Annotated in this window: 26 protein-coding genes and 1 pseudogene; 25 read left to right on the top strand and 2 right to left on the bottom strand. The window is 56.1% G+C overall.

The window, feature by feature from the left end:
- Nucleotides 1-40: 40 nt before the first annotated feature.
- The 10 genes from hsp20-GI (at nt 41) to HV345_RS05930 (ending at nt 9,114) form a co-directional block, all read left to right on the top strand.
- A complete protein-coding gene (hsp20-GI, locus tag HV345_RS05975) occupies nt 41-499 on the top strand; it encodes a small heat shock protein sHSP20-GI (RefSeq protein ID WP_001275372.1) in 459 nt (152 codons plus the stop codon).
- 22 nt (nt 500-521) lie between these two features.
- Nucleotides 522-1,436 (top strand): heat resistance protein YfdX1, encoded by a 915-nt coding sequence (yfdX1, locus tag HV345_RS05970; protein WP_049043024.1) that lies wholly within the window; start codon nt 522-524, stop codon nt 1,434-1,436.
- A gap of 102 nt (nt 1,437-1,538) precedes the next feature.
- Entirely contained in the window at nt 1,539-2,426 is an 888-nt protein-coding gene (gene yfdX2, locus HV345_RS05965; RefSeq protein WP_019077722.1) for a heat resistance protein YfdX2, read from the top strand.
- A gap of 89 nt (nt 2,427-2,515) precedes the next feature.
- On the top strand, nt 2,516-3,127 hold the full coding sequence (gene hdeD-GI / locus HV345_RS05960; protein WP_001090779.1) for a heat resistance membrane protein HdeD-GI: 612 nt from the start codon (nt 2,516-2,518) through the stop codon (nt 3,125-3,127).
- A 79-nt stretch (nt 3,128-3,206) separates the two neighbouring features.
- A complete protein-coding gene (locus HV345_RS05955; protein ID WP_019077720.1) occupies nt 3,207-4,352 on the top strand; it encodes a hypothetical protein in 1,146 nt (381 codons plus the stop codon).
- Nucleotides 4,342-4,782 (top strand): heat resistance system thioredoxin Trx-GI, encoded by a 441-nt coding sequence (gene trx-GI, locus HV345_RS05950; RefSeq protein ID WP_000786816.1) that lies wholly within the window; start codon nt 4,342-4,344, stop codon nt 4,780-4,782. The genes HV345_RS05955 and trx-GI overlap by 11 nt, the downstream gene beginning before the upstream one ends.
- 3 nt (nt 4,783-4,785) lie before the next feature.
- On the top strand, nt 4,786-6,501 hold the full coding sequence (gene kefB-GI, locus HV345_RS05945; RefSeq protein ID WP_019077719.1) for a heat resistance system K+/H+ antiporter KefB-GI: 1,716 nt from the start codon (nt 4,786-4,788) through the stop codon (nt 6,499-6,501).
- Nucleotides 6,498-6,995 (top strand): heat resistance protein PsiE-GI, encoded by a 498-nt coding sequence (gene psiE-GI, locus HV345_RS05940; protein ID WP_016239752.1) that lies wholly within the window; start codon nt 6,498-6,500, stop codon nt 6,993-6,995. The genes kefB-GI and psiE-GI overlap by 4 nt, the downstream gene beginning before the upstream one ends.
- Nucleotides 6,973-7,938: a zinc metalloprotease HtpX gene (locus HV345_RS05935; RefSeq protein WP_016154555.1), complete on the top strand. Its 966-nt coding sequence runs from the start codon at nt 6,973-6,975 to the stop codon at nt 7,936-7,938. The genes psiE-GI and HV345_RS05935 overlap by 23 nt, the downstream gene beginning before the upstream one ends.
- Before the next feature lie 24 nt (nt 7,939-7,962).
- Nucleotides 7,963-9,114, top strand: coding sequence for a S1C family serine protease (locus tag HV345_RS05930; protein ID WP_000323729.1), 1,152 nt, complete (start codon nt 7,963-7,965; stop codon nt 9,112-9,114).
- 224 nt (nt 9,115-9,338) lie between these two features.
- On the opposite strand, the pseudogene HV345_RS05925 reads toward HV345_RS05930, so the two are convergent.
- Nucleotides 9,339-9,914, bottom strand: a pseudogene (locus tag HV345_RS05925) (IS5 family transposase); the annotation flags it as partial.
- Nucleotides 9,915-11,029: 1,115 nt separating this feature from the next.
- On the opposite strand from HV345_RS05925, the gene HV345_RS05915 reads away from it, so the two are divergent.
- The 13 genes from HV345_RS05915 (at nt 11,030) to HV345_RS05855 (ending at nt 17,791) form a co-directional block, all read left to right on the top strand.
- Entirely contained in the window at nt 11,030-11,893 is an 864-nt protein-coding gene (locus HV345_RS05915; protein WP_181636375.1) for a GTPase family protein, read from the top strand.
- Between the two features lie 91 nt (nt 11,894-11,984).
- A complete protein-coding gene (locus tag HV345_RS05910) occupies nt 11,985-12,806 on the top strand; it encodes a DUF932 domain-containing protein (RefSeq protein ID WP_001548153.1) in 822 nt (273 codons plus the stop codon).
- A gap of 216 nt (nt 12,807-13,022) precedes the next feature.
- Nucleotides 13,023-13,724 carry a WYL domain-containing protein gene (locus HV345_RS05905; RefSeq protein WP_001581462.1) on the top strand — a complete coding sequence of 234 codons (702 nt, stop codon included), beginning with the start codon at nt 13,023-13,025 and terminating at the stop codon, nt 13,722-13,724.
- A 40-nt stretch (nt 13,725-13,764) separates the two neighbouring features.
- Nucleotides 13,765-14,001: a protein YpjK gene (ypjK, locus tag HV345_RS05900; RefSeq protein ID WP_001144031.1), complete on the top strand. Its 237-nt coding sequence runs from the start codon at nt 13,765-13,767 to the stop codon at nt 13,999-14,001.
- A complete protein-coding gene (locus HV345_RS05895) occupies nt 14,001-14,444 on the top strand; it encodes a YfjS/YafY family lipoprotein (RefSeq protein WP_001547764.1) in 444 nt (147 codons plus the stop codon). Before ypjK ends, HV345_RS05895 begins: the two co-directional genes overlap by 1 nt.
- Nucleotides 14,445-14,466: 22 nt before the next feature.
- Nucleotides 14,467-14,934 carry a protein YkfB gene (gene ykfB, locus HV345_RS05890; protein ID WP_001547765.1) on the top strand — a complete coding sequence of 156 codons (468 nt, stop codon included), beginning with the start codon at nt 14,467-14,469 and terminating at the stop codon, nt 14,932-14,934.
- A gap of 76 nt (nt 14,935-15,010) precedes the next feature.
- A complete protein-coding gene (locus tag HV345_RS05885; RefSeq protein WP_000194654.1) occupies nt 15,011-15,250 on the top strand; it encodes a DUF905 domain-containing protein in 240 nt (79 codons plus the stop codon).
- 97 nt (nt 15,251-15,347) lie between these two features.
- The gene (locus HV345_RS05880; RefSeq protein ID WP_000211838.1) at nt 15,348-15,806 is read left to right on the top strand and encodes an antirestriction protein; all 459 of its coding nucleotides are present in this window, start codon (nt 15,348-15,350) and stop codon (nt 15,804-15,806) included.
- 15 nt (nt 15,807-15,821) lie between these two features.
- Complete coding sequence (locus HV345_RS05875) at nt 15,822-16,298, top strand: RadC family protein (RefSeq protein WP_181636374.1); 477 nt, start codon at nt 15,822-15,824, stop codon at nt 16,296-16,298.
- Nucleotides 16,299-16,306: 8 nt separating this feature from the next.
- Nucleotides 16,307-16,528 carry a DUF987 domain-containing protein gene (locus HV345_RS05870; protein ID WP_001618789.1) on the top strand — a complete coding sequence of 74 codons (222 nt, stop codon included), beginning with the start codon at nt 16,307-16,309 and terminating at the stop codon, nt 16,526-16,528.
- A gap of 18 nt (nt 16,529-16,546) precedes the next feature.
- Nucleotides 16,547-16,864, top strand: a complete 318-nt coding sequence (locus tag HV345_RS05865) for a type IV toxin-antitoxin system YeeU family antitoxin (protein WP_001618790.1) — start codon at nt 16,547-16,549, stop codon at nt 16,862-16,864.
- A gap of 20 nt (nt 16,865-16,884) precedes the next feature.
- Nucleotides 16,885-17,214 (top strand): TA system toxin CbtA family protein, encoded by a 330-nt coding sequence (locus HV345_RS05860; protein ID WP_001618791.1) that lies wholly within the window; start codon nt 16,885-16,887, stop codon nt 17,212-17,214.
- A gap of 394 nt (nt 17,215-17,608) precedes the next feature.
- On the top strand, nt 17,609-17,791 hold the full coding sequence (locus HV345_RS05855; RefSeq protein WP_049271027.1) for a hypothetical protein: 183 nt from the start codon (nt 17,609-17,611) through the stop codon (nt 17,789-17,791).
- A gap of 190 nt (nt 17,792-17,981) precedes the next feature.
- Here HV345_RS05855 and HV345_RS05850 read toward each other — a convergent pair whose 3' ends face one another.
- Entirely contained in the window at nt 17,982-18,728 is a 747-nt protein-coding gene (locus tag HV345_RS05850) for an SDR family NAD(P)-dependent oxidoreductase (protein WP_181636373.1), read from the bottom strand.
- A gap of 139 nt (nt 18,729-18,867) precedes the next feature.
- On the opposite strand from HV345_RS05850, the gene HV345_RS05845 reads away from it, so the two are divergent.
- Nucleotides 18,868-19,836, top strand: coding sequence for an IS5 family transposase (locus HV345_RS05845; protein WP_077483231.1), 969 nt, complete (start codon nt 18,868-18,870; stop codon nt 19,834-19,836).
- A gap of 67 nt (nt 19,837-19,903) precedes the next feature.
- A complete protein-coding gene (gene nhaC / locus HV345_RS05840; RefSeq protein WP_255467595.1) occupies nt 19,904-21,298 on the top strand; it encodes a Na+/H+ antiporter NhaC in 1,395 nt (464 codons plus the stop codon).
- Nucleotides 21,299-21,407: the final 109 nt, after the last annotated feature.

Genomic DNA, 21,407 nt, shown 5'->3' with positions numbered 1-21,407 from the left:
GCGTCATCCAATTCGTCGGCATTGTTCAAGGAGAACCGATATGTCTGCATTGACTCCGTGGGACCCCTTCCGGGAACTGGATGAATTGCAAAACCGCCTGGCGACGATGTTCGGACGAATACCCCAGCGACAGGGCGCCCGTACCGGCAACGAAGCCATGACCACGGCGGACTGGGCACCAATGGCGGACATCAGCGAGGATGAGAACGCATTCCTCCTCAAGCTGGATCTGCCGGAGGTCCCCAAGGATGCCGTGCGCGTCAGCGCGGAAAACGGTGTGCTCACCATCAGCGGCGAGCGCAAACTGGAAAAAGAGGAGCAGGGCAAGAAGTTCCACCGCATCGAACGTGCGTATGGCCGCTTTGTGCGCAGCTTTGTCTTGCCTGACAACGTTGATCCGACCAAGGTGACGGCTTCCATGAAAGACGGCGTGCTGGAAGTGCGGCTTGTCAAGGCCGAGCAAGCCAAACCGAAACAGATTGAAATCTCAGTCAACTAACTTCAACCAAGAGCCCAAGATCATGAATATCAAACAGCCACAATACACCTTCTCCGCACTTGCCCTGGCGGTCGTCGTCGGACTGAGCGGACCGGCTCTGGCCCAATCGGCGGCAGGTTCTAGCCCAGGTGCTGCAGCACCCTCTGCCGCATCCAAGGCGGCACAGCCACAGGTAGATGACAAGGCCGCCCGGGAAGCCGATAAAAAGCGTGCCGAGCTCACTCAAGACGCCATCACGGCGCTCACCAAGACCCAGGAGGCTTTGACCCTCCTTGATGCAAAGAATACCAAGGAGGCGCTTGCTGCGCTGGAACTGGCCAGCGGAAAGCTGGAACTGGTATTGGCACGCGACGCCAAACTTGCTTTAGCGCCGGTCGATGTACGCGTCATCACCCACGATATCCACGCCAACGTGGAATCGGTAAAGAAAGCGGTCAAGTTGTCTCGGGAGTTGTTGGGTGATGGCGAGGTGCAAAAGGCCCGGCCCATCGTTGCCAATCTGGCCAGCGAAATCGTAATCCAAACCGACAACCTTCCGATGGCAACGTACCCGGCAGCGATCAAGTCGGCCGCACGGCTCATCGACAGCGGCGAGATCGACAACGCCAAAGCGGAACTCGTCCGAGCACTGAACACGCTGGTGGTGACCTCGGTCGCCTTTCCTCTGCCCGTGCTACGGGCCGAAGCCGCGATGGCAAAAGCTGAAAAGCTGGCCGAGACCGACAGGCGCGATGCCAAGCAGAACGAGGAGCTCAGCACCTTGCTGTCGTCCGTGCGCACGGAGATCGAGATGGCGCAGATCCTGGGTTATGGCAAGAAGGCGGACTTCAAACCCATCTTCGATCAGGTGAAGTCCATTGAGCAAAAGTCGGCTGGTGGCAAAAGCGGCAAGGGATGGTTCGACGAGTTGAAGACGCGCATCCAAAAGCTGTTTTGAGGTGATGAAGGGGCTGACTGCTCTGCCGGTCAGTCTCGCGATGTTCGCATTCAGCCCCAATAGATTCGCCTATTTTCACTATCTCATACGAGGCATATCACCATGAATGAGCAAACACCGAATCCCAATGCGACGAACGAAGGAATAAACGAACAGGCCGCGGTAAGCAGCCTTCCTGTCAGTCCAGAGTCCAAGCCTGAAGTCGTCACGGAGGTACAGCCTGAGGTTCAGAAAGAAACGGACTCACAGGCGGCAGACAAACGTAAACAAGTCCTCGATGAGGCAGTCTCGGCCTTGTCGCTGACCAAATCAGCGCTGGCCGCACTTGACGGCAAGGACACTGCACGCGCATTGGCAACGCTGGCCGAAGTGACGGGAAAGCTGGAGCTGATCGTCGCGCGCGAACCCACGCTCGCCCTGGCCGGCGTTGATGTGCGCACCATCGTGCACGACTTGTTCGCCAACACGGAAACCATTGAGGCGATGACCGACGAGGCGCTGGATGCCCTCAAACATGGCGAGGTGCAACAGGCTCGCCACGTGCTGGCTTTGCTGGCCAGTGAAATCGTGATCACGGTCACCAACATCCCTTTGGCGTCCTATCCCGCAGCCGTGAAGGCAGTCGTGCCGCTGATCGATCAGGGCAAGATCGAAGAAGCCAAAGCCGCGCTGCAGTCAGCGCTCAGCACGCTGGTCGAGGAGCGCAGCGTGCTTCCGCTGCCCGTCCTGCGTGCGAAGCTGCTCCTGAAGCGCGCCGAGCCCCTGGTAGAAGATGGTCAGCGCAGCGAAGCATCCAATGAGCGCCTGGAGACATTGTTGAACGAAGCCCGGCAGCAGTTGGAAATGGCAGAACTGCTGGGCTATGGAAAAAGGAAGGACTTTGAGCCCCTGTACGCTGAACTCAAGAAAATCAAGGAAAAGACGGGAGGGGGAGGCTGCGGAAAAGGCTGGCTCGATGAAGTCAAGGCAAAACTGTCCAGGTTGTTCTGAAACCGCTGGAGAGGGGGCGCATAGCGCCCCCTCTCTTGTCCCATGAGTGTTTGATTTTTTATTTTGTATAGATCTTTAGGAGATATTGCATGAACACAGACACCATCGCCAATTCCAATGCGGATGACCCCACCAAAGCACTGTGTTCGCTGAGCCAAAATTGGTGGCTTTTTGTGCTGCGCGGTGTCTTGGCATTGATTTTTGCAGCCCTCGCGTTCTGGATGCCACAATCGGCTCTGTTGGCCATGACCATCATGTTCGGCGCATTTTCCTTGGTCAATGGCGCGTTCAACTTGTTTGCAGCGGTGCGCCATATCCAGAAAAAAGAGCGCTGGGGCTGGCTGCTGTTCAGCGGCATTGTCGGCATACTTACGGGCGTCGTCGTCCTGGTTGCTCCTTGGGTCGCCACGATAGTCTTGGCTTCTTTTTTATGGGCTAGCGTGGGCTTCTGGGCGATTTTCACCGGTGTGCTGGAGATATCCGCCGCCGTTCGGCTGCGTCGGGAAATCAAGGGTGAAATCTGGCTTGCCCTCAGTGGACTGCTCTCGATTATCCTTGGTGCTATCGTCTTGTGGATATTTTTTACCCGTCCGGTCGAGTCATTCGTGGCCGCAGGCTGGCTGTTGGGTTTCCATGCGGCAGTCTATGGCGTCACGCTTTTGTTCTTGAGTTGGAGTCTTCGCAAAACGCGCCTGGGGTAAGAGCGTGCCAAACCAAAATCTATGGATATGAGCATCCTCGATTCATGCCTCCATAGAAATGACATCGAAGGAGTCATACATGCAGATACAATATAGCTATCGAGCTATCGACAAAGAGTTTCATGAACCTTGGCAGAGAGCTTTGGGAAATGTGATCGAGCACGCCCTCAAGCCATTGCTCGACAAACACACTAAAGATTCAGCGCGACTTCAAATCGTCCTTGATCGCGATAAGATCAAGCGGCAATTTCTGGCCAGTGGCTATATGCACCTGCCCGGCAAAAAGATTGTCAGCGTTACTGCATCACATAACGAGCTGACGCCCCTCGCGCAGATGCTCGCACAGTCGTTGTTCCGTCAGGCCAAGAAGCATTTTGACCGACTGCATGCTCAGGATCAAATCAAGCGCAAAGCACGACGCGAGCGCTTGCGCGAGCTCAAGGTGCAGATTGCCGCAAAACCCGCATCAGCCGCCCATGAGGCCGAGGTGCCCCGAATGCCTCTACTGTCGAAACTTGAGGCTGTCGCAAGGCGTGAGCTGGCTTATCTGCGGGCCGTCGGCGATTTACCGCGCGATTATCCGACGCTGCGCGACGTGGTGGATGAAGCGATTGTCCGAGCTAAGGTGGAATGGCAATCCGTGCCGGGGGAAAAAGAGGCTTACACCGGTCTTTTGAAGCATCTGTTCGCCGTCCTGGATAACGAAGTGGCAAGCAGCCGGCAATTTGGCGAATCCGTTTCTCTGGACGCGCCGGTCGAACCGGATGCCCAAGACGTGGCCGAGGCCATGGTGGAAGAGGAAATCTTCGAATTTTATCAGCACGATGACACACTCAAGCTGGCCGATATTTTCGCTGGCAGTCAGCATCCCGATGTCGCAACGATCGCGGAACAGGAGGAGCTGATTGATCGGTCGAGCGAGTTCGCTTTTGCATTTGACCTGCTGAAGGACATGCCGCGTTTGTGGCGGCGCATTTTTCTGCTTATCCGTGTGGACGGGTTGAATGCCAGCAGCGTCTCTGAAATCCTGCTGATTCCTAGTAAGGAAGATGCTGTCCGAAGGTGGCTCATGCAGGCCGAAGCATTCATCGCTGCTCATCTGGAAGAGGCCGGAGTAAGCAAAAACGGGAACGATTGGCTCCAAAGCGTTGATTGGTCGGCATTGTCTGTGACCCGAAACGAGGCAGCCTCACTGTGGTCCAAGGAGGCGAACCATGAAGAATGATCTTCACCTTGTCTGCCCGCATTGCCAGTCCATCAACCGCGTACCGACTGCGAAGCTATCGGAACATCCCAACTGTGGCCGCTGCCAGCAGCCCTTGTTCACGGGCGAGCCCATCGAGTTGACCACGGCGACGTTCTCGCGCCACGTGGAGCGCAGCGATCTGCCGCTGCTGGTCGATTTCTGGGCGCCATGGTGCGGGCCGTGCAAGATGATGGCGCCACAGTTCCAGCAAGCGGCGCACCAGCTCGAACCGAGGATCCGGCTGGCGAAGGTGAATACCGAGGCTGAGCCCCACCTGGCCACGCAGTTCGGTATCCGCAGCATCCCGACGCTCGCCCTGTTCCAGGGTGGGCGGGAGATCGCCCGTCAGGCCGGCGTGATGGGCGCGCAGGACATCGTGCGCTGGACGTCGACGCAAGTGGGACGCTGACCGATGCAGGGCTTGCTCGGCACTACACTAATCCTACTGGCGGCTTGCAGCCTGGCGGCGATGGCGACGGCGGCGTTCAGAGTGCCCGCCTTGCTGGGGTATCTCTCTGTCGGCGTTGTACTGGGCCCCTCAGTCATCGGCGTGATCGCGCCGGGGGAGACGCTGAGCTTTCTGTCCGAGCTGGGCGTGGCGCTGCTGTTGTTCATGGTCGGACTGGAATTCTCCCTCGGAGACTTCTGGCTCGCCCGCAGGACGGTGCTGATGGCGGGCGCTCTGCAGATGATCGCCGTGGCCCCGCCGCTGATCCTGCTATTGATGTGGCTGGGGCAGCCCGGCCAGAGCGCCGCGCTGCTCGGCACTGCGGCGGCCATGTCGTCCACGGCGCTGGTCAGCCGACAACTGGCCGACCAAGGCGAGCTCACCACCCGCCACGGACGCAGTGCCATCGCCGTGCTGGTCTTTCAGGACCTGGCCAGCGTGCCCCTGCTGGCCTTGCTGGCGATCTGGGCGCGCGGCGAGTCGCCGAAGATCGAGCATGTGCTGCTCGAAGTATTCGGTGTGCTGCTGCTGTTCGCGGCAGCGGCCCTCGCCTCGCGCCGTCTGTTGCATGGCCTGCTGGGCTGGGTGGCGCGGCGGGGCCACGAGGAATCGTTCGTGCTCGTCTCCTTGTGCGTGGTGGTGGCCGCCGCCGCCGCTGCGCACGCGGTCGGCGTATCTGCCGCCCTGGGGGCCTTCCTCGCCGGGATGGTGCTGGGCGAGAGCGACTTCCGGCACCACATGGAAAGCCACCTCAGGCCGTTTCGCGATGTGTTGTCGGGCGTGTTCTTCGTGACCATCGGCCTGCAACTGGACGCAGCACAGATTCTTTCGGCACCGCTGGCGGTGCTGGCGTGGCTGGTGGTGCTGGTACCGGTCAAGATCCTGCTCAATACGCTGGCCTTGCGGGCGACGCGCCTGTCCGCCCTCGATGCCTGGCGCACGGGCATAGCGTTGGGGCACGGCGGCGAGTTCGCCCTGCTGTTGTTGGGCACGGTCTTGCAGCAGCATCTGATCCCCGCGACCGTCGTCCAACCCATGCTGGTCGCGCTGGTGCTCAGCATGGCCCTGGCACCGCTACTGATCCGCCATCACGATGTACTTGCCCGGTTCTTGAGCCGCACCGGCGGCGTCATTCAGCCACCCCAGGCTGAAGAAGTCGAGATCGCCGCGCAGACGACGCGATATCGAGACCATGTCATCATTTGCGGCGCGGGCGAGCTTGGCCTGACAGTCAGCGAGATTCTTCGCCACGCCGGCGTGGCGCATCTGCTGCTGGAGGCGGACGCGCAGAAGGTCGAGGCCGCGCGTGCCGCCGGCGCGCCGGTGTTCCATGCCGATGCCAGTCGGCCCGATACCTTGCTGGCTGCCGGCTTGACGCATGCGCACTTGGTGGTGCTGACGTTCGCCCATGCCCAGCAAGCGTTGCGCATCGCCCAGGCGATTGCCGAGCGCCGTCCGGCGCTGACCTTGTGGGTGTCATGCAGAAGTACGACCGCGGCCGATGCATTTCGCGCCATGCCCAACGTGCGCGTGTATCAGCAATCCTTTGCCGCAGCTATTGGGCTGGCGGAACAGGTGATGTCGACGCTTGGCATGTCGACCGAGCTGATTGAAGGACACATCAGCGCAATGCGCCGCCGTCTCGACAGCAGCCGTTTTCCAGGGAGTTCATCGTCATGAAATCAACACGCCTTAACCCATTTCAGGTCTTACGTGACCAATTGGCCATCATGAGTTTTTACGAGCGCTTCGAGCAGGTCGTCGCGCTCGTGCTGTCGGCGGTGATCGCCGTCATCATCGTGGTGTCGCTGTTCCAGCTCATCTCCATCGTCTTCACGCTGCTGGTTCTAGATGCCTTCAATCCCCTGGACCACGAGGTATTCCAGAGCGTGTTCGGCATGATCATGACGCTCTTGATCGCGATGGAGTTCAAGCATTCCATCGTGCGCGTGGCGCAGCGTCGGGACAGCATCATCCAGGTCAAGACGGTGGTCCTGATCGCGCTGATCGCACTCTCCCGCAAGTTCGTGATCCTCGACTCCAACGCGAGCCCCGCAAAGATAGCCGCGCTGGCTAGCGCCACGCTGGCTCTGGGTGCGACCTACTGGCTGCTGCGCAAGCGCGGCGACCGCGCCGCCGAGACCTCTGAGCATGACCCGTCATCATCCCAGTGATCCGCGCACGGCGCTCTTGCAACACCGCTGGCTCAACCGCCTGCAGACCGGGCTGTTGGTCCTGACCCTGGTCGGGATCGCAGCCGCAGCAGGGAGACTGCCGTTTGGGGAAGGCTGCCTGTGGCTCGCGCTGTTTGCCATTGCAGGTGCGTTGCTGCTGGAACCGGTAGCCGCGTCGGCGCTGAGCTTGCGCCTGTACCGCGTACGGGCCTTGCACCCGCAAGAAGCCCACAAGATGTGGGCCCTATTGCGCGAGCTGCCCGCCCGTGCCGGTTTGCCCGCCACGCCGGTGCCGCACTATGTGCCCAGTGCCGTCGTCAACGCCTTCGCCACCGGCTCGAAGCAGGAGGCATCGATCGCCCTCACCGATGGCCTGCTGCGCAGCCTGAGCCCACGCGAGCTGGCGGGTGTGCTCGTGCACGAGGTCGCGCACATCGCTAATGAGGATCTGCGTGTCATGGGGCTGGCGGATTCCGACAGTCGCCTCACGAGCCTACTGGCCCTTATGGGACAGATCGCGATCCTGCTCAGCCTGCCCGCGCAGCTGGTTGGCGCGGCGGAGGTCTATTGGCCTGGTCTATTGTTATTGGCCGCATCGCCCCAGCTGGCCCTGCTCGCACAGCTCGGCTTGTCTCGCGTGCGTGAGTTCGACGCTGACCGCCTTGCGGCGGAACTGACTGGCGACCCGCAGGGGCTGGCGTCCGCGCTGGCGAAAATCGAGCGGGTCAGCCGCTCCTGGCGTGCCTGGCCATGGTCGGGATGGGGCAATCCCGAGCCCTCCTGCTTGCGCACGCGTCCGGCAACGCAAGAGCGCATCGCACGCCTGCTGACGTTGGCGCCTGGGCCAGCATCAGCGTTGCCACTCCGCGCGCCCCATTTTTTGCCGGAATCTGCTTTGGCGACGCGCCCACCGCGCTGGCGCCCGAGCGGGCTGTGGCGCTGATTGCCCATCAACAGGAGACGTCTCATGGCCTATCTCGACCCGTACCAACGCCCCGCGCCGGACCGCTTCGTCCGGCGCGGGCTCTTCATCACCGCCTGCATTGCCGCGCTCATGCTGCTGTGGCAGTTTCTGCCCGCCATCGAGGCATGGTTCAGTCCGCGCGAGGCAGCAGAACGCACCGTGATGGCGCGTGGCGATCTGGCGGCGGACGAGAAAACCACCATCGAACTGTTCGAAAAATCGCGCGCCTCGGTGGTCTACATCACCACCGCGCAATTAGTACGCGATGTCTGGACGCGCAACGTGTTCTCCGTGCCGCGCGGCACTGGCTCGGGCTTCATCTGGGACGACGCCGGCCACGTCGTCACCAACTTCCACGTCATCCAGGGCGCGTCCGAAGCCACCGTCAAACTGGCCGACGGCCGCGACTACCAGGCCGCGCTGGTGGGGACGAGCCCCGCGCACGACATCGCCGTGCTCAAGATCGGCGTCGGTTTCAAGCGCCCGCCGGCCGTGCCGGTCGGCACCAGTGCCGACCTCAAGGTGGGTCAGAAGGTGTTCGCTATCGGCAACCCCTTCGGCCTGGACTGGACGCTCACCACTGGTATCGTCTCCGCGCTCGACCGCTCGTTGCCGGGAGAAGCGGGCGGCCCGGCCATCGATCACCTGATCCAGACCGACGCCGCCATCAACCCCGGCAATTCCGGTGGCCCGCTGCTCGATTCGGCTGGGCGGCTGATCGGAATCAATACCGCCATCTACAGTCCGTCTGGCGCCTCGGCCGGCATAGGCTTTGCGGTGCCGGTCGATACCGTCATGCGCGTGGTGCCGCAACTCATAAAGACCGGCAAGTACATCCGTCCGGCACTGGGCATCGAGGTGGATGAGCAGATCAACGCGCGTCTGCAGGCGCTGACCGGCAGTAAGGGCGTATTCGTATTGCGCGTGACGCCGGGCTCGGCGGCGCACAGGGCCGGGCTCGTCGGCGTCGAGGTCACCGCAGGCGGCATCGTGCCCGGCGATCGCGTTATCAGCATCGACGGTATCGCCGTCGACGACGTCACCACATTACAGGCCCGGCTAGACGACAAGAACGTTGGAGATGTTGTGGTCTTGTTAGTGGAGCGGGCCGGCAAGACTCGCGAGATGCTTGTGGAACTACAACCGGGAGTTTGATGGAAAGTGGGTCATGGATCTGCACAGCGAAGCAGCCAAGCGACTTCAGCCTTGCGCCGAACTACGAGCCCTAGCTAGGGATGGTCTGAAGTAGCCCTGTATTTCCGGCTGACTTCAGCCACTGCTGATTTTGAAAGCGGTGAACCGATCAAAAACGATCGGATCACCCGCTCATTTCGGTGCTTTCAGCCGTCGCGAGCACCTTGCGACGGCCATTTTCCGCATTACAGGCGCACCTCTCCTGCGCTTGCCAGCAAATGTCGGCGGGCCATCCATAGGTTCGACAGGGCAAACAGCGTCACCAGTTGTGCAGTGTTCCTCACCAGCCCTCGGAAACGTACCTTGGTGTAGCCGAACTGCCGCTTGATCACGCGAAACGGGGGCTCTACCTTCGCTCGCACTTGCGCCTTGGCTTTCTCGATCTTGCGCTTGGCTTTGTACAGGGCGCTGCGTTTATCGAGCATCTTGTAGGTGCTGCGGCGTGCTGCGACCTGCCAGATCACTTCTCGGTCGGCATGCTCGGAGCGCTTTTCGACGCCGGTGTAGCCGGCATCGGCGCAGACGACGTTCTCGTCGCCGTGCAGCAGCTTGTCGACCTGGGTGACATCCGCCACGGTGGCTGCCGTGCCCACCACGCTGTGTACCAGCCCCGATTCATCATCAACGCCGATGTGCGCCTTCATGCCAAAGTAATACTGGTTCCCCTTCTTGGTCTGGTGCATTTCCGGGTCGCGCTTGCCGTCCTGGTTCTTGGATGAACTGGGCGCGTGGATCAGCGTAGCATCGACGATAGTCCATCTTGATAATATCGGGCCGCTCAACGCTCGGGTACGGCACGAAATCCAGCTCGACGATGCGCGTCCACTGGATGTCGTTATCCTGTCGTTCGTTGGCTTGTGGCTCCTCGTCGAGCAATGTTGGTGCTTCGATGCGGGTGACGACGAAATCCCGAAACTCTCTACTCTTGCGATCAAAGGGACGTGCCAGCGCATGCCGGTATCAACCAAAGCAAAGGGCACAATTACCCGCTCGGACTCGCCGCTGCTCATCGAGTAGTAGCGGATGGCGACGGGTCGCTTAGCGTGGATGCCTCGGCAAATCGTGGCTAACACATCCATCTTGGGAATGCTTAGGGCTGCGGGGGATTCGCATGGTAGCAGCGCCTGCATTGAGCCGTTCACGCCATCGCCAAAACCGAGAGACAGCGCCGACAGAACGCGCAGCGATGCGTGCTCGAACAACGGTGAGAACTCCTGCCCGATGCGATAAATCTTGTTGCTACCATCGAAGGTGATGTTATGCGGCGCAATTTCCCGGTACAAAGCCAAATCGCGTGTCGCCCCTGCCGGAGCCACACCGAAGCGCTCAATCAGATCAGGGCGTCCGATCTCACCGAAGAAATAGAGCCGAAAATCGATGTAGGCCAACCTCTCGCGCTGGACCAAACTCAAGTCCTCAAGCCGCTTAGAAAGGGAACCAAGCATGAATCATCACTATAGGGAAAAAATGAATATTTAATACGGTAATCCATAAAGTGCCATGATTATAATCAAATTGATGATAATCAGCATTAATACTTATGTAACAGCAAGAATTTATGTCTTAAACGTAGACAGTCATCGTATGGGCTGATGTTTCTATACCGTTAAATTGATGCCATCCAACTATAAAACCTTGCTGCCCAATGCCCTATAGCTCCCTCAGGCAATTTGCCCTTATCCACTGTTCTGGTCTGGGGATGAGGGATATCAGAATAACCTAACGACTCAGGGACTGGGATCACAGGCAACCGTGGCTCGTCGCTTACCTTAATTCAAATTATTTTCAGATAGATATCATTCTTCTGAACATACCCGATTAACGGCAGAATCTCACGATTCTGCCGTTTTTGTATAATTTTTCAGAGGAGTAGCTAATGAACAATTCTGAAGGTTTGAAGTCGTTTCAGCAATCGCTTGCTGGCCTGCCACAGTGGGTGTCTGAACGTATATTGCAGCAGATAAATCAGTTAACCCATTACGAGCCAGTAATCGGCATTATGGGTAAGAGCGGTGCCGGTAAATCCTCACTCTGCAATGCCCTGTTTGCCAGTGAGGTATCACCGGTCAGCGATGTGGCGGCCTGTACACGTGAGCCACTGCGCTTTCGCCTGCAAGTCGGCGACCGCTATATGACGCTGGTGGACCTGCCAGGCGTGGGCGAAAGTGGTGCTCGCGATACCGAGTATGCTGCGATGTACCGCGAACAACTCCCCCGGCTCGACCTGGTTCTGTGGCTGATTAAGGCCGATGACCGGGCGCTGACGGTGGATGAACATTTTTATCATCAGGTGATTGGAGAGGTATACCGGCATAAGGTGCTGTTTGTTATCAGCCAGTCGGATAAGGCCGAACCTACCAGCGGTGGGGGACAGTTGTCCACGGCGCAGAAGCAGAATATCAGCCGCAAAATCTGCCTGCTGCATGAGCTGTTCCAGCCCGTCCATCCGGTGTGTGCTGTGTCGGTCCGTCTACAATGGGGGCTTAAGGTGATGGCCGAGCGGATGATTAAGTGCCTGCCACGTGAGGCCACCAGCCCGGTGGTGTCGCAACTCCATCCTTCCTTTCGCACGACGGTAGTCCGGGAACAGGCTCGTAGCGATTTTGGTGAAACCGTCGGGGCCGTACTCGATAGCATCAGTGCCTTTCCCCTGATACCCGCCCCTGTGCGGGCCGTCATTCAGGCCGTGCGCACCACCGTGGTCTCTGTGGCCCGCGCCGTCTGGGATTTCTTCTTCTGAGTATTTAATCCATCCCTGTTATTTCCCTGACCCTGTCGCCGATGCGACGGGGATCCCCTTTATTTGTTTTCCCGTTATGAGGAGTCTGCTTATGACCCGTCTGGCTTCGCGCTTTGGCGCTGCAAACATTATTCGTCGTGACCGTCCGTTAACCCGCGAGGAGCTGTTTCGCGTGGTGCCCAGTGTGTTCAGCGAGGACAAACATGAATCCCGTAGTGAACGCTACACCTATATACCCACCATCTCCTTGCTGGACAGCCTGCAGCGAGAAGGCTTCCAGCCATTCTTTGCCTGTCAGACCCGTGTGCGTGATCCGGAGCGTCGCGAACACACCAAGCATATGCTGCGTCTACGGCGTGAGGGACAGATAACCGGTAAGCAGGTGCCGGAAATAATCCTGCTCAACTCTCACGATGGCAGCAGTTCGTACCAGATGCTGCCGGGACTATTTCGTGCGGTTTGTCAGAACGGGCTCGTCTGCGGTGAGTCGTTTGGCGAGGTGCGGGTGCCACACAAGGGGGACGTGGTGAGTCAGGTGATTGAAGGCGCGTATGAGGTGCTGGGGATTTTTGACCGGGTGGAGGAGAAACGGGATGCCATGCAGTCGTTGCTGTTGCCACCCCCGGCACAGCAGGCACTGGCAAAAGCCGCCCTCACATACCGCTTTGGTGAAGACCACCAGCCGGTGACTGAATCGCAGATCCTCTCCCCTCGCCGCTGGCAGGATGAGAGCAATGACCTGTGGACCACGTACCAGCGTATTCAGGAGAACCTGATTAAGGGCGGGCTCAGTGGCCGTAATGCCAAAGGAGGACGGTCACATACCCGTGCCGTTCGCGGTATCGACGGGGACGTGAAACTTAACCGGGCACTGTGGGTGATGGCGGAAGCCCTGCTCACGCAACTGCAGTGACCGTTTAATGTTGCTGCTTTGTTAATATCGGACACCACCTGTCCGCATCGCACCGTGCTGACGGTCCTCACTCACCGAGGGAAGGCCTGTAACCCCCGCTGCCTCTGGCTTTTGCAGAAATGAAAAATAGTTTCTGTGGTGTCCATACCCTGTCCGACCCCCTCTTTAAAGTAATCACATCATTTTCAGTCAGTTAACTTTCACGGAGAACGTCTCATGACACAGGCAGAACGCCGCCATGACCGGCTGGCTGTCAGGCTGTCACTGATAATCAGCCGTCTGGTGGCAGGGGAAACGCTGAGTGTGCGTAAGCTTGCCGCTGAGTTTGGTGTGTCGGTGCGCACGCTGCGGCGTGATTTTCGTGAGCGGCTGATGTATCTGGACCTGGAGTATCAGTCCGGATATTGCCGCTTACGCACTGCGGGCAGTGAGACGCAGATGGTGCCCGACGTGCTTATCTTTGCCCACCGCAGCGGGATGGCCGGTCTTTTCCCTGGCTTTGACCGTCGTCTGGTAAACGCACTGCTGATGTGCGATGAGTCTCCCTGCGTAATCGCACCCGCCAGTCCGGCTCCTTCGCCATCAGGCGCATTGTCTTTCTGGCGACTGATTCAGGCCATTACCGGGCGCAGGCGGGTGACTCTGATTGCCGAGGGGCAGCGCTGTGAGCGGCTGGCTCCCTGCCGGTTACTTATCCACCAGCAGGCCTGGTATCTGGTGGCAGAGCACGACGGACATATCGCCGTATTCTCCCTGGATGAAATCCATCTGGTTCAGCCCCTGCAGGAGACTTTCCGGCGTAACGACAGTCTGTGTCGTCTTGTTGAAGACCCGGGCTTTATTCAGTCCTTACCCCATTTTCGCTTTATCCAGCAGTCACTGCTTACGTTTGTTCCGGCCGACAGCCCACCAGAATAGCGTAAGCGTTGTTATCAACCCGGCAACAGGGAGGAGCCCTATGCCCGTTATTGCCATTATCGCCATTGTTGTCATCGTCATCATTCTGAACAAAACCGGGGTGTCCGACAGTCTCGCGGCCCTGACCCTTGCCACTGTTGCCGCACTGCTGACGGGAGGTGGCGCAGCCGGTGCTGCCAGTGTCGCGCTGACACCGTTCGTCGGCGTGCCGGTGGGTATTTTCGTGGGCATTTATGTCTTTGCCAAAGTGGTTCGTCTGATTTCAGGAAAAAAATAATGAAACGTAAAACACTGCCTCTGCTGGCGCTGGTTGCCACCACTCTGTTTCTCATCGCATGCGATGACAGAAGTGATGACCTGAAGGCCATCAGTAAATTTAAGGACCTCACCCCACCGCGTTTCAGTGATGTGGTCAGCCACCAGGATGATGTCAGCGAAGAATGGTCACAGGTTGACTACTTATCCGGTCCCACCTTGCAGGTTTTACGTACCCGCCAGTCGCCCGATGGCTGCGAGGATGGCAGTTACTACTACCTCGTGGATATGCAGGAAAAAACCGTCCAGCCACTGATGAATGCGCTGTGTATTGCCGATAACATCAAACTGGAATACCAGGAGGTGACGGACCCGTATACCAAAGAAAAATACTTTGAGTACGCCCATGACGGCAAACTGATGGGGCGACTGCTGATACCCTCAAACCCTGAGAACCAGGAATAAAACAACGACAAAGGAGACAAGAATGACAATACTTTCACTAAGTCGGTTTATGCTGGCGGGTGTACTGCTCGCGAGCTTTAATGCCTCTGCTATCCCGGGGTTCTGGCAGCAGGGTTACGGTCAGGGCAATACGGAATACAGCGTGACCGAAGCCAGCGGAAAGACGTTTACCATCAACTGCACAGGGAACCCGGACCAGAATGGTTTCTATCAGCATTCAGTCTTTCTTACCCTTGCCGATGACAAGATGGTCAGTTCGCACGATGACGACACTACTATCACCGTAGTGATGGATCACCAGCAGTACATTATTCCGTCCAGCCTGGGCTGGCGTAACGGCGATAACGCCTGGTTTGACTTCATCAGCAATATCTCTGAGGCCGGGCAGTTCGACGTCTACGTCAATGACCACAAAGCAGGGACCTTCACTGCGGACCGGAAGAACGCTGAGAAAGTTCTGTCCACTCTCGGAGACTGCAGCAACGACTGATAGTAGTATCTTCCCCAGCAAATCCACCCCGACAGCTAGCAGGCTGCCGGGGTTTTCTTTTATCAGGAGCCCGAAAATGACCCAATCCGTGTTGCTGCCACCGGGGCCTTTCACCCGGAGACAAGCGCAAGCGGTCACTACCACGTACAGCAATATCACACTCGAAGACGACCAGGGCAGTCACTTCCGTCTGGTGGTTCGTGATACTGAAGGCCGGATGGTCTGGCGGGCATGGAACTTTGAGCCGGATGCCGGTGAAGGTCTTAACCGCTATATCCGCACCTCAGGCATCCGTACAGACACGGCCACCCGCTGATCGCGAAGCATTTACCCGCATTCACCTCCCCGAACACACTTTATATCCCCATACGCCAGCCATCGCCGCTGGCGTTTTTATTGACGGAGACATACCCATGACAACACAGACGCAGCACGACCTCGCACCCGCTAACCAACCCGAATTTGAACTGACCGTCACGCCGGTCCCCGATGAACAGCGTATCGATTTCTGGCCACAGTACTTTGGCGCTATCCCGCAGTGGCTACTCCTGGAGCCGCATATCTTCGCCTGGATGGACCGCTTCTGTGAGGGCTACAGCGGTGGTATCTGGTCGTTCTACACCCTCAGCAATGGCGGCGCATTTATGTCCCCCGAGCCTGACAACGATGAGACATGGCGTCTGTTTAACTGCCTGAACGGTAACGATGCCCAAATGAGTGCAGAAGCAGCAGGTATTGCTGTCTGCCTGATTGCGTATAGCCACCATGCCTGCCGTACAGAATGTGACGCGATGACCGCACACTATTACCGCCTGCGGGAGTATGCCATGCAACATCCAGAGGCTCACGCCATTCTGCGTATTATCGACTGACCGAAGGAGCAACAGATGAAACAGCTTTCCTTTTTACCCGGCGAGATGACGCCACAGGACCGGCGTCTCATTCAGCGGGCGCTCAGGGCTCTGGACCGCCACCTGCATGAGCCCGGCGTAGCCTTCACCTCTACCCACGCCGTACGTGAATGGCTGCGACTGCATATGGCCGCGCTTGAGCGGGAAGAGTTCCGGGTGTTGTATCTGGACAACCAGAATCAGTTGATTGCCCATGAAACGCTCTTCACCGGCACGATTAACCGCACCGAGGTGCATCCCCGGGAGGTGGTCAAACGTGCTCTGCACTTCAACGCGGCGGCGGTGGTACTCGCGCATAACCATCCTTCCGGCGAGACGACACCTAGCCAGGCCGACAAAACCCTCACGCAGCGACTGGTTCAGGTGCTTCAGCTGGTGGATATCCGCGTCCCTGACCATCTGATTGTCGGCGGCAGGCAAATCTATTCGTTCGCAGAACACGGTTTGCTGTGAGGTATGATATGAAAATTATCAGTAAACGCCGGGCAATGACGATATACCGCCAGCATCCTGAGTCCCGAATCTTTCGCTACTGCAGTGGAAAATATCAGTGGCACGGTAGCGTCTGCCATTACACCGGCAGGGACGTTCCGGATATCAAAGGTGTCCTTGCGGTATACGCCGAACGCCGCCAGGACCGCAACGGACCTTATACCTGCCTGATGAGCATCACCCTGAACTAACAGTAAAGGAGCTTATAAATGAGCAATATCACATGGGGCCTGCAGCGGGCTATCACGCCGCGCCTGGGAGCCCGTCTGGTGCAGGAGGGTAACCGACTGCACTACCTGGCTGACCGGGCCAGCATCACCGGTAGATTCAGTGACGCCGAATGCCGGAAGCTGGATGAAACATTCCCGCACTTTATCCGCCAGATGGAATCGATGCTGACCACCGGTGAAGTCAGCCCCCAACATGCCCACTGCGTCATCCTGTACCACAACGGTTTCACCTGTGAAGCCGACACCCTTGGCAGTTGCGGCTACGTATACATCGCCATTTACCCCACTCAGCGTTAATTACCTTCACGAGAGCAAACATGAATACTTTACCTGCAACAACCCAGCGGGCGGCGAAACCCTGCCTGTCACCCGTGGCTGTCTGGAAAATGCTACTGACACACCTGCTGGAACAACACTATGGTCTGACCCTCAACGACACACCGTTCAGTGAGGAACGAGTTATACAGGAACATATCGATGCTGGTATCACGCTGGCTGATACTGTGAATTTTCTGGTGGAGAAATACGAACTGGTGCGTATCGACAGGAAGGGATTTAGCTGGCAGGAACAGACTCCGTATATTTCCGTAGTAGATATTCTGCGAGCAAGGCGCTCTACCGACTTGCTAAAAACTAACGTGAAATAAACGATTAAATACAGAGCAGACTAAAGGAAAGCAAAATGCTAATCTCACAGACGAAAAAGCTCCTGCTGTAACCTTCCCTCCCCTGCAAAAAACCTGACATTTTCTTTTAGGACCAACAATGGGACCAAAATGAAAATTGAATTGAAGGTTATCAGCTATTAAACAACAAGTTAAACAACCAATTCAGACTCCGCCAGCCCACCAAAATTCTCCATCGGTGATTACCAGAGTCATCCGATGAAGTCCTAAGAGCCCGCACGGCGCAAGCCCTGCGGGCTTTTTTGTGCCCTCAATTTGTCCCGCGAAGTCTGAAGCCAACTAATTAAATCCGAACCTTTTAGCCACCTTGTTAGGCACCTCATAAAGCTTTATTGTTTTGGAGGTGCCTAAAACTATGGAAACCCGGCAATGGCAAGACAAACCAAACCTCTATCCGTTAAAGAAATCGAATCCGCCAAACATAATCAATGTAGCCGCCTCACGCGCCAAGAAAAACCTGTATGTGGTCGGCTCGGCTGCAGCTTGGGAGGGAACCGGCCTGCAGGTCCTGCAGCGACAACTGGCAGAATCAGCGTGACAATCTCCGAGGTGACCCTCACGTAACGGACCGGCCACTACGTGCCAGCAGCGGAAGTTATTAATAGCATGATGAATGGACCAATGGAGAGCCGATCATCTATACTCTTGTTAATCCAGACTGGAAATATTGTTATCACTAGCCCTACAACACAAGAGTTAACTCTATATTCTGACGCTATAGAGGAATTTTACTCTGCTAAATAACCACCATCGATTGGATATACTCCTCCGGTACAGAACCCTGAATTGTCTGACAGCAAAAACAGAATGAAGTCTGCTATTTCTTGCATTTTTGCCATCCTTTTCATAGGGTGGCTATTTGCGAAACTACGTACGATATTTTCTGGAAATTCACTCATTCGTGGGGTTTGGACATAGCCCGGAGCGACTGCATTGATTCGAATGCCTTGACATGCAAACTCTAGCGCTGCGGTTTTGGTTAAACCGATTATACCATGCTTAGCCACGGTGTAAGGTGCTAATCCAGGAATGCCAACCAGACCATTTACTGCAGATAAATTAACTATAGAGCCACCAAATTTCATCATCTCAGGTATTTCATATTTTAGGCAGTAAAAAACGCCGCTCAATGAGGTGGCAATAACCTTATCCCAGTTTTCAACCGTCTGCTCGGTTATGTTTTTACCATGTTCACCTGTTAAGCCTGCGTTATTTACAGCACAATCAAGTCTGCCGAAATTTTTGATAACTTCATCTATCATTTGCCGTACTTGTTCGGGCTGTGACACATCACATCCGATCCCCAGCGCTTGTTGTCCCTGTGAAGATAATCGTTTCGCTTTTTGTTTAGCCTGCTCTGACGAGCGGGAGACAATAACGACCTTAGCTCCATGTTTGTGTAATTGCTCTGCGACTGCCTCACCTATACCTGCAGTACTTCCTGTTATGACAGCAACTTTATTCTGGAAAATCATAATTCACCCTATGAAGTCGAATTGAGTCTTTCATCTGGGTTAGTATACAAATTAGCTGTGACAGTTTTTGTCAGTACTCTTTCTCCTCGCTGATTCCTTCTTTTATTGGCTTTGTTGAATAAATCGAACTTTTGCTGAGTTGAAGGATCAGATCACGCATCTTCCCGACAACGCAGACCGTTCCGTGGCAAAGCAAAAGTTCAAAATCACCAACTGGCCCACCTACAATAAAGCCCTCATCAACCGTGGCTCCATAACTTTCTGGCTGGATGATGAAGCTATTCAGGCCTGGTATGAGTCGACAACGCCTTCATCACGGGGAAGACCTCAGCGCTATTCTGATCTCGCCATCACCACCGTTCTGGTCATTAAACGCGTGTTCAGGTTGACCCTGCGGGCTGCACAGGGTTTTATTGATTCCATTTTTACACTGATGAATGTTCCGTTGCGCTGCCCGAATTACACCAGTGTCAGCAAGCGCGCAAAGTCGGTTAATGTCAGTTTCAAAACGTTCACCCGGGGTGAAATCGCGCATCTGGTGATTGATTCCACCGGGCTGAAGGTCTTTGGTGAAGGCGAATGGAAAGTCAAAAAACACGGCAAAGAACGCCGTCGTATATGGCGAAAGTTGCATCTGGCAGTTGACAGCAACACACATGAAATCATCTGTGCAGACCTGTCGCTGAACAATGTGACGGACTCAGAAGCCTTCCCGGGTCTTATCCGGCAGACTCACAGAAAAATCAGGGCAGCATCGGCAGACGGCGCTTACGACACCCGGCTCTGTCACGATGAACTGCGGCGTAAGAAAATCAGCGCGCTTATCCCTCCCCGAAAAGGTGCGGGTTACTGGCCCGGTGAATATGCAGACCGTAACCGTGCAGTGGCTAATCAGCGAATGACCGGGAGTAATGCGCGGTGGAAATGGACAACAGATTACAACCGTCGCTCGATAGCGGAAACGGCGATGTACCGGGTAAAACAGCTGTTCGGGGGTTCACTGACGCTGCGTGACTACGATGGTCAGGTTGCGGAGGCTATGGCCCTGGTACGAGCGCTGAACAAAATGACGAAAGCAGGTATGCCTGAAAGCGTGCGTATTGCCTGAAAACACAACCCGCTACGGGGGAGACTTACCCGAAATCTGATTTATTCAACAAAGCCCAGTTTTACCCATGATAGTCATGCTGGGTGGCATTAGCATCGGATATTTTATCTTCAATATTCGAGCTGAACCCATGATCCTCATGGGAACCGCAACCGCCTCGTTTATCGCCATCGCTCACGGCTACACGTGGGATGACATTCTACAATCTATTTGCAATAAAATATCTGAAGCGCTTCCTGTCATATTAATCGTCGCCAGTATCGGTTTCTTAATTGGCGCATGGATGGTGTCAGGCACTATTCCAATGATGATTTATTATGGTCTGAAGTGGATTAACCCGCAGTATTTCTATATTTCAGCATTTATGCTGGGAGCGCTGATCTCAGTCTGTACCGGCACCTCCTGGGGATCTATCGGAACCGTCGGGATCGCCATGATTGGCGTAGCGATTGGTCTGAATGTTTCGCTGCCCATTGCTGCTGGCGCTATTGTCTCCGGCTGCTGGTTTGGTGATAAGCTTTCTCCGGTTTCTGACTCAACCAACATGGCGGCGCTGGCTGCCGGTGTAAACCTGTACTCGCATATCGGCCATCTGCTGTGGACCACCGGCCCGGGATTTATTATTTGCTGCGTCGTATACAGCTATATGGGCATGGGCATTGATGCCTCATCCAGCGCGCCAGCCAATATCACCAACTTGATGAACGCTATCGGCCAGATTTATCACTTTAACATTCTGCTACTGTTGCCACCGATCATCGTTTTGTATGGCTCACTGTCAAAAAGACCGCCAATCCCGATGCTCTTTTTATCCACAATAGTCTCGATGATTCTGGCATTAGCCTTTCAGCAATTTACCGCATCATCGGTTGGCGAATCCGTGGTTAGCGGTTTTAAGCTCGCGATGCTCACCGGAGATAACCTGCCAACACTGTCATCAGATGTTTCGCGCTTACTGGAACGAGGCGGCGCCATTTCAATGTTTAGCAGCTTCGTCACCGTCTTCAGCGCCTTCAGCTTTGCCGGCGCAATGAGTGCGACAGGCTCTTTGCACACCGTGATAAACGCGCTCACGAAAGGCGTTAAATCCACATTCCGCCTGGTGGCCACCACGATTGTGACGACGTTCACCATCTGTGCCTGTACGGCAAATGGAACCTTGCCACTGCTGCTGTGCGGCGATGCCTTTAAAGAAGAATATAAAAAACGAGGACTTGCGACAAAGAACCTCTCGCGTACTACCGAAGATGCCGGAACCGTTGTCGAACCGATTATTCCCTGGTCTGCCTCAGGCGTTTATTGCGCCACGATGCTGGGCGTGGCGACACTTGATTATTTGCCATGGGCAATCCTCTGCTACAGCGGCATCATCTTTGCCCTGCTGTGGGCTGCCACCGGTATTGGTATTGCTAAATATGAACCAAATGAAGCTACAGAGCATATGGTTGAGCAAAAATCATAGGCTAATAAATAGCTAAATATTGGCTACCACCAGGGTAAATTTAATATATCGATTAGATATACAGAAATATTCTTCACTGTTGCGTTGCTTAAACTATTTTTCAGAGACT

Origin of the sequence: Citrobacter sp. RHBSTW-00986 (assembly GCF_013783065.1) — a bacterium.
In the GTDB taxonomy this organism is placed as follows: domain Bacteria; phylum Pseudomonadota; class Gammaproteobacteria; order Enterobacterales; family Enterobacteriaceae; genus Citrobacter; species Citrobacter braakii.
The sequence above is the reverse complement of the archived record's forward strand: the minus strand, read 5'-3'. Positions and strand labels throughout refer to the sequence as shown.